This window comes from Chitinophaga niabensis (assembly GCF_039545795.1).
Classification (GTDB): Bacteria; Bacteroidota; Bacteroidia; order Chitinophagales; family Chitinophagaceae; genus Chitinophaga; species Chitinophaga niabensis_B.
Genome location: NZ_CP154260.1, coordinates 1,537,241 through 1,549,580, shown reverse-complemented (window position 1 = coordinate 1,549,580; position 12,340 = coordinate 1,537,241). Strand labels below are relative to the sequence as shown.

Below are 12,340 nucleotides of genomic sequence, written 5' to 3'. Positions count from 1 at the left end.
TGATAAAAATTTGATTTGGTTGTTTCGCTGTATAATTTTGTTAAACATAAATGCTAGATTAATTTTACAGGGCCGGCCAATCCTGCCGGGTGCAACGGCTGCTTCCCGGTCCAGTGTTGTGCAACTGCATTATCCTCCAATGATCTCATGTAATTACCCAGTGTTGTGGTGACTTTAATTTTCACTGTATTACCACCGCTTTTGAGTGCCTGGCCCAGATCGTAAATATGCCTGCCATACCATCTGGCTCCTAATGACCGGCCATTGACTTCCACCTCCGATATTCCATATACTTTCCCAAGATCGAGTGAATGATAGTTGCCCGGCTCGTTTACCTGGAATTGCTTTTCGTAGAAAATAACGCCGGCAAACGAATGAAGTTCCGGATCATCCTTAAGATCGATCAGCTTATTAAATGTTGTTTTGCGAGGCAGTTCATGTATCTTTTCCAGGGTTACATCCCATGAACCTTCCAGCATGCGGGATTGTTTGCCAGTAACTTTTGAGAATTGATATAACTCTCCTTCAGAGCCGTTCGTAAACACGATCAACACAGATTGGGCAGGATTAAGACTGATCCTGAGATTATTCTTTGCACCCTGATAAGGATACAGATACCTTTTTCCAGTCTCGGGATCCCACAGCCATGCGCTTTTATTTTTGACATTAAAAGTTGCCGTGAATTCATGGTTTTTTTCCTGGTGATAGTTGCAGATAAAGAAAATATCTGCTTCGGCTGTTTTGTAATACACCTGGCTTACATACGAAACAGGTTTATCGAATTTTACAAACGGGGCAATCTTACATTCAGATTGTAACTGAGCATACCAGTCGATAATCTTTCCCTGGGGAGCCGGGAACCATCTAACGTTCTCCGGGAAAGCCTTTTTCAGGGATTGAATATCACTTTGTACTTCCGCTTTCTGCTTTCCGAAAGTCTTAACAGGTTCTTTGCCAATAAAGATCACCTTCCCTCCTGCGGCTGCAAATTTCTTAAGCAGCTCCGGCGTCCCGGTTGCTATCGATTGCATTTCCGGCATAAGCAATACTTTATAACTTCTTGTATTAAAATGCAGCATGCCTTTTGAAAAACTGCATTTTTGAAGGATAGTTTCGTTTATATAATCGCAACCGCTTCCATTCTGGTGAACAGCCTCCCATAAGTTGTTTGCATATGCCGGGTAAACGATCTGCGGCACCTGTTGATATTGCAGCCCAACCTCCGACCAGAGATCTGCATGAGGGAACATAACGGCAACGTCTGATTGCATTTCTGAATTTTGAAAAACGGCGGATAGCCTGGCTTTATAGTCTATCCATCTTTTCAGGTATGGCCACCAGGTATTTCTTTCACTAAAAAAAGTTCCATAGCGCACCCAGCCTGGGAAAGGTGCTTCTGGCGGACTATAATTGAACCCATGGAGGATGGAATGAGTAACCCCGGAAAGATTACTTTGATCTCCCGCAATTTTTATCTTTTCCAGTGAGGCATTAAAAACGAGATCAGTATTGGTGATCTCTTCACAACTTATCACACGTTTACCGGTTAATCTGGCTGCAGAAGAAACAAACTTATTCACCGGCCTGTAGGCTCTGCCGGTTCTAAAGGTGTTCTCCGGCAGATCGCCGCCTATATCATCACGGATCCAGGTTTCACATTCCGGGATATCGGGCAGCATAGCTGACTCTAACGCGTAATATTCGCGGCCATAAGCCTGCACTCTTGATCTTACATTGTTCTTCCTGCACCAGTCTAAAAACGTTTGTAAGAACCTTTCATGAAAGAGCTCGAGGCGGGTTATTTCAAAATCGTATCTCACGCGGTTAACTTCGTCCTGCGCCTGAGGCGACAGCGTGATGATGTTTTCCAGGGATTGTGAACCTGTATGCGTGAGCCTTTTGCTTAACTTAAACAGGATAAAAGGCAAATAAGGTTCCAGGGAATATCCTCTTCTTTGTTTAAACTGTTCATACATATCATCGCACCAGTTCGATCCGCGAAGTTCAAGACTATCTACAAATACAGATCTGAAATGATCGCCCATGTTGCCAATACCGGCGGTGATTGCATCAGACATCCTATCCAGGTAACGTTGAACTGCGGCCTTGTTGTAATGGTCGAGTACCGGCCCTGATGCACCAGGCGCCCCAAGTGTTACAGATGCATAACCCTTGAATTTTACGATGGAATAAAGCACATGTTCTCCGGCAGGTACATCAACGATGATCTCATCCTCCTTTATTTGTGCATGGAGGTCGGTTCCGGGGCTGAAAGTATTGAGCCGGGCTGGTGAAAGCCTCAATCCAAAAAGTTCCATGGAGCCGGTTTTACGCTTCAACAGGAAATTTGTTTCAGCTAACAGGGCTTCCTTCTTTATGATGAACTGCTGTGGCCCTATCAGTTTTTTGGTTCCGAGCGCAAGTAATTGTAACTGCTCCTCCTCTGGAAGGAATTCACCACCGAATGGCCAGCCGGAGCCTACAATGATATCACAGGCTATTCCCCGTTCCCTGGCAGCCTTTAGTGTTGCTTTCAACGCTGCCAGCCACTCCGGACTTAGCCAGTTCAGCGTCTGGTAATCGATTGCATTTATGGCTTTTGGAAAGGCTACGGAATTAATTTCAACTCCTGAAATACCTTGTTCTTTAAGAAGGTCCAGTTCACGGAGCAGTTCCTTTTCATTTATCTTTCCTCCATTCCACCACCAACGGACAAAGGGCCGGGCAGCAGCAGATGGCGTCTTAAAATTTTCGTACAGGGAATCTGCATTTGTATAGAATGCACCCAAAAACTCAGGAAAAGGAAAAGCGTATGTAAGAGGCGCCAAAGAACTTAGTTTAACGAAATTCCTTCTTGATATAGCCATAAGATTTTTGAATTACGTGCTGTATTGACGTGTTAATCTATTACCTCCGAGGGAGAGATGTTAATTTCATAATCGTGTAATCTAATCCTGTCAGTCGTGGAAACTATCTAAAACAAATCTAGTAGATATGTAGTACATATCAAAGATTTTTTTTGAAATTGATAATATTCAGGGCCAGAATATTCATCTTTAGGCCTGGTAATACGTGAATTAAATTCATGAAAACCCACATCAGAATTCGGCTGTAAGTCTTAGTGTATATGAAACACATTCAAATAAATATTTTTTTTCAGAGAGGATATTTTTCCCGCCTGGTATAAAAAAACAGCAACAGGGGATAAATATGCTTGCTTTATTTAATTGTAGTACATATACTTGTTGAAAAGTAAAAAATGATTTTGGGCACAAATAAACATGCTTTTATAGCGATCTCTATAATGTTGATGGCGATTAGCGGATGTCGCATTAATAAAGGATTGAGCGATAATAAAAAGCAACCTAATATCCTTTTTATTGCAATAGACGATCTGCGCCCTCAATTGGGGTGTTATGGAGATAAGATCGTGCAGAGCCCCAATATTGATAAACTGGCAGGGGCTGGTGTTTTATTCAACCGGGCTTATTGCCAGCAGGCAGTATGCTCTCCTTCACGCACTTCTTTAATGACGGGAAGAAGGCCGAATACCTCGAAGGTCTGGGATTTAAAGACGCATTTTCGTAATACGATTCCGGATGTAGTTACATTACCCCAGTATTTTAAAAATAATGGTTATTATACGCAATGCATCGGTAAAATCTATCATGATCCTGCCTCAGCACAGGATTCCCTTTCCTGGTCGGCTCCGGAGATAATGGCAGTAACAAAAAGGGAAGGTAAATATGTACTGCCTGCAAACCTTCAGAAAAAAACTTCAAAAGCAGCGGCAACAGAACAGGCAGATGTACCTGATGATGCTTATATAGATGGGCAGGTTGCAGATCAGACGCTGGAAATGCTGAGAAAGATCAAAGACAAGCCTTTCTTCCTGGCGGTAGGTTTTCGCCGTCCGCATCTGCCTTTCAGCGCGCCAAAAAAATACTGGGACCTGTACGATCGGAAAAATATCCCCCTGCCCGTTCAGCGTACTATTCCTTCAAATATACCGGCCTATGCAGTTCATAAGAACGAGGAGCTCAAAGGGTACAGCGACATTGGACCTGATACCCCATTTGCTGATTCAAAACAGCGGGAATTACTGCACGGCTATTATGCCGCGATCAGCTATACGGATGCCCAGATCGGAAAGGTGCTGGAAGAACTGGACCGTTTAGATCTGGCCAGGAATACCATCATTGTTTTGTGGAGTGATCATGGATTCCATTTAGGCGAGAAAGGATTATGGACAAAAACAACCAACTATGAGCTGGATACCAGGGTACCTTTAATTATTGCCGCTCCGGGTAAAGGGCATGGTATCAGGTCTGATGAGCTGGTGGAACTGGTAGACCTCTATCCTACTCTGGCCGAGCTGAGCGGGCTTATTGTTCCCGAAGGGCTGGAGGGTACTTCCTTTGCTCCGTTATTGACCAGGCCGGATCAATCATGGAAAAGTGCCGTGTTCAGTCAATTTCCCCGTCCCTGGCAGTACAAAGGTGAACCTGAAATAATGGGTTATGCCATCAGAACGGATCGTTACCGTTACGTGGAATGGCGTAATTTTAAAACAAATGAAGTTAAATCAATAGAACTTTATGATCATCAGTCGGATCCCGGTGAAGTGAATAATATCGCCGGCATTTCAGCGAATATTGCTTTGATCAGGGAATTGCAGCAACAGCTGCAAGATGGGTGGGAGAAGGCCCGGCCAGCAATGAAAGAATAAAATTACAACGCTCCGGATATCCGGGGCGTTTTTTTGTTTCGCTATCCCGACCGTAGAAGAAAGAATACAATCAATAAACCGGGCGATTAACTTCATTTCCTAAAAACAGAAGGCCGCATAGCTCTTAAGAACTATGCGGCCTTCTACCGATATCATTCATTACTTCGATTTATCCGGAAACGCAGGGATCTTCGGCACCCCGGTTTTTCCACCCTGTGCCAGTTTGTCCAGCAGTTCTTTTATGCCCCGGGCCAACTGTGCATCAGCACCTTTATATTCACTGTACGGATCATTGACAACTTCAATATCAGGATGAACGCCCTCCCCTTCTATGATGAACGAAGATCCATCTGCTGCAAAGTGTGCGAACTCCGGTTTCCGCATATCTCCCCCATCAATAAACGGCAGCGAACCGCTGATCCCAACCACGCCACCCCAGGTGCGTTGACCGATCAGGGGGCCAATATTATTGTATTTAAACTGCCAGGGGAACAGATCGCCATCAGAAGCGGAGTACTGATCAATCAGGCAAACCTTCGGGCCTATATGTGCATCCGGTTTAACGGAAGATGTTTTGCTGTTCCGCAACATAGTACCCAGCGATGGCTTCCGTAATAAGCGCTCGATGATCATCGGGGATACATTTCCTCCTCCGTTACCACGATCATCAATGATAAGCGCTTCTTTATCAAGCTGGGGATAGAAATAACGTGCGAACTGGTTAAGCCCTTCCACTCCCATATCCGGAATGTGTACATAACCGATCCTGCCGCTACTGGCGGCATTCACTTTGGCTATATTCTGCTGCACCCATTCATGATAGTAAAGAGAAGATTCATCGGCGATGGGTTTCACCAACAGCTTCCTTGTGCCTGAAGCAGCTGGAGAACCCGCCACTTCAATCTCTACAAACTGGCCTGCTTTACCGGCCAGTGGTTCGTAAAGATTATTGACCGACTTCATAGACGTGCCATTGATGGAAATGATATAATCCCCGGCTTTCACTTTCGAGCCTGATGCGCGCAATGGAGATACCAATGTTTTGTTCCAGCTTTCGCCGGACAGGATGCTGTCTATACGGTAGTAGCCGCTTTTATCACGACTGAACCTTGCTCCCAGCAGGCCCAATTGGATCTTATTGATGGGCGGCCTGTCCCCGCTGTTAACATAGGCGTGCCCGATATTCAATTCTCCGATCATTTCACCGATCAGGTAAGTAAGGTCATCACGATGGTTGACATGCGGAAGCAGCGGTGCGTATTTGTCGTGCATGGCTTTCCAGTTTACACCATGCATATTGGGATCATAAAAATAATCCCGCATCTGCCGCCAGCTTTCATCATAGATCTGTTTCCATTCTGCTTTCAGGTCTACCGTTATCTTTAATCCGGTCAGATCAATTTTATTGCTGGGTGTGATCTTTGACTTACTGAGGCTTTCAATAAAGAAATCATTCCCTGTGCGGAACAGGATCTTCTTTGCATCCGGTGTAACACTGTATCCACCGAAGTTGCCGATCTCTGTTTCCTTCTGATCTGTAAGGCTGAAGAATTTGAACCCTCTCGGGCCGCGGCTCCCGGAGGAATAATAAACACCATCTTCCACAGGCACCAGCCCTCCGTAAGACCCGGGTGATACGGGCAGGCTTTCAATACGGTCTGCCAGGCCTTCTTCATCCACCACTACTGTTATCCCTTTTCCCGCAGGAGCAGGTGTTTTTTTACCGCTGGTATCTGCGTCTCCTTTCACACTCACTTCATCGTTCTTATCAGCCAGTGGCGATTTATCACCAGCACTGAGCCGGGCAAAATACGGGCGCCCCATATCTGTATAAGCATGGTTCCATTCTGTATTACTGTAAGTGGGATTGAAGTCGCGCTCGGATACGAAATACAAGAGCTTCCCGTCGGGGCTGAACTGTGGCCCGCCACTGTCGTACCAGGTATCTGTAACGGCGATGGTTTTCTTTGTGTTGATATTATAGAGTTTGATCACACTGAACTCACGTGCCTTTCCGGGAACGGTAAATGCGATCCATTTGCTGTCTGGTGCAAAAGTGTATGATCCAAGTGTGCCGGCATCCGAATGAGCAACCAGTGTTTTGCTTCCGGCAGCAACATCCACTATAAAAAGGTCTTGTTCCCGGTTGCCGAACATCAGGTATTTACTATCCGGGCTCCATACGGGATTGAACTTATAAGAACCACCTCCTTTCGTTAATTGTTTTGCTGGTTCAGCCCCACCCTGTTGCTGGATATACAATTCATCCTCTCCTGAACGGTCCGAGATATAACTGATCCATTTTCCATCGGGGCTCCAGCCAACATTGCGATCATGTGCATTGCTGGATTGAGTAAGATTGCGTGTAACGCCGGTTTTGGATGGAATAGTAAACACATCCCCGCGTGCGCTGAAAACAGCACGTTTACCATCAGGCGACAGGTCCCAGCTATACACAAAATTAGCTGCATCTACCTGTTTGGAACGGCCTGAGGCAAGATCTTCCGCGATGGTGATGCTCAGCTTCCTGGTCTGGTTATTACTGAGGTCCAGCAGATAAATATATCCACCATTTTCAAACACGATGGCATTATCTCCCAGGGATGGAAATTTAACATCGAACTCTTTGAACGTAGTTACTTTCTGCGTTTGTTTTGTTTTGGTATCATACACAAAAATGTTCGCTGTTCTGTCCCGCTCACTCACGAAGTAGATCTTATCGCCATGATACATCGGGAAAATGTCCTGGGCAGGGTTGTTAGTGATATTTTCGGCTTTACCGGATGCGGGATCTACCAGCCAGATATCATCCGCCATACCGCCGCGATAATTCTTCCAGGTGCGGAACTCCCGGAATACGCGGTTCATGGCCATTTTGGAACCATCGGCATTATAGGAGGTCCAGGAAGCAACGGTGAATGGCAATTCCTGGCTGAGGTCTCCATTAATGGGCGCCAGGTAAAGCTTGCCTTTGAATGCATTAAAGGAGGTACCGCGGCCGCGATAGATCACATGTTTGTCGTCCGGCGTCCAACCCATTACGATATTGTTGGGCCCCATACGGTCCGCTATATCATCACGGCCGAGGGTGGCGGTGTAGGTGATCCGTTTAGGTTCACCACCGGTAGCGGGCATAATGAACACCTCCGTGTTGCCATCGTATTGGCCGGTAAAGGCAATTGATTTACCGTCATGGCTGAAACGGGCAAACATCTCGTAGCCGGGATGGCTGGTAATGCGCCGTGCCACACCGCCTGTTGCGGGAACGGTATAGAGGTCACCTGCATAGGTGAAGGCTACCTGGTTACCATGAACGGCCGGGAAACGGAGTAAGCGGGCATCCTGTTGTGCTTTTAAGGTAAGGGTTGATCCTAAAAGGACGAAACAAGTAAGAATTCTTTTCATTAGGGCTTAGACTTTGTGTGAATATGAAAATACGGGTTTTATTTTTGAGAGGGAGTTCCTACAAAAAAAGGAATATTGCCAGTGGCCACCTTATTCCTGCCATTGCTCACGTACAAAAACAAGCGGTAAGCACCGGCTTTCTCAGGAGTTTTGAGGGTACACCCCGTTTTGTTGGCCGTTATCAGGCCTGGTATGGCTTGTGGCCTTGATTCGCGGTCGCCCCCCTCCTTCAGATCAGTACTTTCGGGTAATAGTTCCCAACGGTTAGTAAGGCCCTGGCCCTTTACGTAAACATTCACCGGGTACGTTTTGCCTGGTTGCAGGTAAATAAAACTAGTGGCCCGCTTTCCATCCAGCGTTAATGAATCCAAATGAGGGGCACGGTTATCCGGCCATTTGCCCGTCCACAGATATTGCATCACGTCTATTACCTCAGATTCTTCCCCTGCTTCCGTAAACAACCCATACCAGGTAGGTGTGCGTTCCTGCTTTTGCCCCCACAGGAATACATAGGATCCCAGGCATTTTTTGTCTGTTTTGATCGAAGCCTCATAACGTTTCCGGTAAACTTCCGCCTTTTCACTGCTGGTTTCCTCTATAGCTGCTTTCCAGGGAGTAATTATACTTTCCCAGTGACCAGTTGGGCCCCATTCCGTGACGATATACGCTTTTTTCCATCCGGCATTTACTATCTGTTCCGGAACCTTTGCTAAGCCGCCATACACCTGTACAGCTAACAAGTCAAGATCCGGGCATCTCGCTATTACATTCTTTACTACCGCCGGGTTTACTCCTGCAAGCATGGTTGTAACAGGGTGATTAGGATCTTCCTGATGGATCATTTTGGCAATATCGTTCACAGCATCCCATACTTTAGGGTTTTTATAGCTGAGATTAAGCTCATTACCAATGCCCCACATCAGCAAAGCCGGGTGATTGCGGTATTTGATCACTTCCCGGCGAAGTTTTTCCAATTGCTTACGAACTGCAATTGTATCATCATAGTTAAAACCATGTCTTTCCCTCGCTACATCCAGGCCCATCGTTACCGTTAAGCCAAGATTCTCCGCTTTCGCCAGAACCTGGTCGCCGTTATTGGTGCCCCAGGTACGTATGGAATTGCCGCCATACTTTGCCAGCCGGTCTATATAACTGGTGCCGCCTGCGCCCTTTATAAAATAAGGTTTGTGGTTCCTCATCAGCACAAAACCATTGTCTTTTTCTACGATTTCGACTTTTACGGGCTGGGCTTTCACCAACCCTGCAACAGTCAATAGCAGGCATGCAGATGCGAGTTTAAATAGTAAGGGTGCTTTCATCAGACTAATTTACTATTTTTTGATTCCCTGTTTTTAAATAAAAGAGGCTCCAAAATATTCGCTATTTCAGACTTTCCAACTGTATAAATACAGGGATCAGGGCTTTCCCATTTTCGGTGAGATTGTATTCGATATGCAGCGGTTTCTCCTTTATAACAACTTTTTGCAACAGGCCGCCTTCCTCTAACTCTTTTAAGGCGATGGACAATGTTTGTTTATTAGACCCTTCAATTTGCCGGAGTAGACTGCTAAACCGCAAAGGGCTATCAACAGCCAAACGAAAGATCTCCGGCTTCCATTTACCTGACAAAAGCTTTAAAAGCGCCTGCGCAGGGCAGGTTGTATTATCCTCTATTACTTTTTTAGTAGTCATAAAAAGCTGACTTATTGCAGATGCCAGCTGAGACGTTGACATTTGTGCAAAAATAACATTTTATGGCACAGGAAGGCGCAATTATTCATCAAATGAAGTCAGTCATTTATCTCCTGCTGCTGCTAACACTGCCCGGCAATCAAAGTTGCCAGGCTCAAACAAATAAGAAAATGGAAAATACCAACCCTTTATTATGTGATCCGGAAAGTGGCGTTTGTGAGATGCCTGGACAACAAAACAACTCTGCAGCCAATACTAAATCGGAGACGAAGCCAATTAAGGTTGTTTATTATACTGATCCTATTTGTTCTTCCTGCTGGGGTATAGAGCCGCAATTACGGAAGCTTAAATTAGAATATGGTGATGTTATTGAAATAGAGTACCGGATGGGCGGTTTATTACCGGATTGGAGTTATAATAGTGGGGGTATTAGCAAACCCTCCGATGTTGCCCACCATTGGGATGAAGTTAGCCACCATTATGATATGCCTATTATCGGCGATGTTTGGATAGAAGATCCCTTGCCCTCTTCTTATCCACCATCCATTGCTTTCAAAGCAGCACAACTCCAGGACAAGGGCAAGGCTATTTTATTTCTTCGTGCGATCCGGGAAATGGTTTTCCTGCAAAAGAAGAATATTACTAAATGGGAATACCTGGAATCCGCTGCCATGAGCGTTGGATTGGATGTTGTTCAATTCAAAAAGGATTACGAAGGGAAGGCAAAAGATCTATTCAACGAAGATCTGAAGTTAGGTAAGGAGTTAGGGGTCCGGGGATTTCCCACGATGTTTTTTACCGATGCAACAGGCAAAACAGAAATGGTTTATGGGTCTAAGCCATACAGCGTTTATGAAGGTGTTTTGCAGAAACTTGAGCCTAAGTTTGTGAAGACAGCGTATGATACAAGCTGGAGTTATATATTTTCAAAATACCATTCACTGACAGCAAAGGAATTTGCTGAACTGACGGGGACTGCAAGGAACGAAAGTGAAAGGGTTCTGGACGAATTAACTACAAACGGGAAGCTGGAGAAACTGACAACGAAGAATGGAGCAATTTGGTGGCGGATCTGAGGATTCAAAAAGAAAAATAGTGTAACTATAACTATTTTTCTAAATAATCGGGAGGGAAAATTGTTTGCCCGAACTGCTCACCAGCCGCGCGTATTTTTTGAAGCAATGCTTCGTCCATTGGCTTTTTGGGAAGAAAAGTGCCAGGAGTAACCGGTTCGCCAACTGCCAGGAAAAAACCATCGAGCCCGGCAGGAACTACAGTGCAAAGCAGTTTCACGATTTTATCTGTTTTGTTTTTAAAAGCATGTACAATGCCGCCTTTCGGAATAACAACATACGCTCCCTGGGAAGCAGTATACGTGCCAGCTTCTGATTTAAATTCCACTTCCCCTTCAAGAATGTAAAAAGTTTCCTGAATATCCGTATGAGCATGCGGTCCAGGGCCTGCACCCGGGGGAACAATCATTTCTATGGCAGCAAATGCACCGTTCGTTTGTTCACCGGAAACCAGTATGCGGTAAGTGCCTCCCTGTATAGAAATACAAGGCCCATCCATTGGGCCGGTAGCTTTTGGCGCAAGTTCTGTATTATTCATGATGGTAGTTTATGCCTGATTACCGCTGTACATGCCGCCAGCAAAAAATTCAGCCGATTCGTCTGTTACGAACAATACCAGTTCGGCTTCTTCCGCTTTTGATGCCAATTCAATGTTTTCACCTTTAATAACAATCCCTTCCTTTTTCTCCAGTATGACATCACTGTTTACCTGCACCTGGCCCTTGAACACATATAGTATGCAGGTAAGGTTGTCTTTTGGTAAGGCGGGAAGCTGAACATTGGAATTTTTCAACAATTTCATATCATACAACCATGTTTGGCTGCTGAACTGAAAAGTAGTTTCGGATGTAGGGCTGGCCAGTAATCGCCATGCGTTTTCGCTGTGGAGGGAATCCAGTTCAAGAAAAGTTACACTCGGCTGGAGGTCCTTTTTACCTGGGCGAATAAATATCTGCAGACCTTCCATTGGTTCTTCATCACCAAAAATCTTTTCCTCGTGGTAGAACAGCTTGCCCGCTTTCATGAGCATAAGGGTGTTCTTCCCAATCATCCGCACATAACCTTCCGAATCAGTGTGCTCGGCTTCTCCTGTCCTGAAATAAGAGAGTATTTCATCGTTAATGTGTGGGTGCAATTTAATTACCGGGTTTCCGTGAATTTCCGGATGGTCAATTCTTCCAATACTGCCTATACCAGTATCCGTAACTGAATTTACCCGGCCAGGATACAATATCCTGATTGGGCCACTACCTACGAACAAGGCTTTATTTATTTTCTGTAACATTTGCTGCTGTTTTCATTTATTCTGAATATTAAATAAATACAAATAATGAATATGGTCACTACAACATGCTTGCTTTACTCTTACTATAACAACAAATTACGGGCATATTGATGTATTTTTGTTATCTATTACATAAAGGATACCGGTTACAAAAAG

The 12,340-nt window shown here is 45.1% G+C and carries 8 protein-coding genes; 2 read left to right on the top strand and 6 right to left on the bottom strand.

The window, feature by feature from the left end; translation table 11 throughout:
• Window positions 1-53 precede the first annotated feature (53 nt).
• On the bottom strand, window positions 54-2,867 hold the full coding sequence (locus AAHN97_RS06520; protein ID WP_343306750.1) for a glycosyl hydrolase: 2,814 nt from the start codon (window positions 2,865-2,867) through the stop codon (window positions 54-56).
• 437 nt (window positions 2,868-3,304) lie between these two features.
• On the opposite strand from AAHN97_RS06520, the gene AAHN97_RS06515 reads away from it, so the two are divergent.
• Window positions 3,305-4,729 (top strand): sulfatase, encoded by a 1,425-nt coding sequence (locus tag AAHN97_RS06515; RefSeq protein WP_343306749.1) that lies wholly within the window; start codon window positions 3,305-3,307, stop codon window positions 4,727-4,729.
• 159 nt (window positions 4,730-4,888) lie between these two features.
• Here the strand turns inward: AAHN97_RS06515 and AAHN97_RS06510 are convergent, their stop codons facing one another.
• The 3 genes from AAHN97_RS06510 to AAHN97_RS06500 all read right to left on the bottom strand — a co-directional run bounded on the left by AAHN97_RS06510 (window position 4,889) and on the right by AAHN97_RS06500 (window position 9,826).
• Window positions 4,889-8,134 carry a S41 family peptidase gene (locus AAHN97_RS06510; RefSeq protein ID WP_343306748.1) on the bottom strand — a complete coding sequence of 1,082 codons (3,246 nt, stop codon included), beginning with the start codon at window positions 8,132-8,134 and terminating at the stop codon, window positions 4,889-4,891.
• Window positions 8,135-8,172: 38 nt separating this feature from the next.
• Complete coding sequence (locus AAHN97_RS06505) at window positions 8,173-9,453, bottom strand: glycoside hydrolase family 2 TIM barrel-domain containing protein (RefSeq protein WP_343306747.1); 1,281 nt, start codon at window positions 9,451-9,453, stop codon at window positions 8,173-8,175.
• 61 nt (window positions 9,454-9,514) lie between these two features.
• Window positions 9,515-9,826, bottom strand: a complete 312-nt coding sequence (locus AAHN97_RS06500) for a winged helix-turn-helix transcriptional regulator (RefSeq protein ID WP_343306746.1) — start codon at window positions 9,824-9,826, stop codon at window positions 9,515-9,517.
• Between the two features lie 62 nt (window positions 9,827-9,888).
• Between AAHN97_RS06500 and AAHN97_RS06495 the strand changes: the two genes are divergently transcribed.
• Window positions 9,889-10,902, top strand: a complete 1,014-nt coding sequence (locus AAHN97_RS06495; RefSeq protein ID WP_343306745.1) for a ClpXP adapter SpxH family protein — start codon at window positions 9,889-9,891, stop codon at window positions 10,900-10,902.
• A 31-nt stretch (window positions 10,903-10,933) separates the two neighbouring features.
• On the opposite strand, the gene AAHN97_RS06490 is transcribed toward AAHN97_RS06495, so the two are convergent.
• The gene (locus tag AAHN97_RS06490; protein WP_343306744.1) at window positions 10,934-11,437 is read right to left on the bottom strand and encodes a cupin domain-containing protein; all 504 of its coding nucleotides are present in this window, start codon (window positions 11,435-11,437) and stop codon (window positions 10,934-10,936) included.
• A 9-nt stretch (window positions 11,438-11,446) separates the two neighbouring features.
• A complete protein-coding gene (locus AAHN97_RS06485; RefSeq protein ID WP_343306743.1) occupies window positions 11,447-12,184 on the bottom strand; it encodes a pirin family protein in 738 nt (245 codons plus the stop codon).
• Window positions 12,185-12,340: the final 156 nt, after the last annotated feature.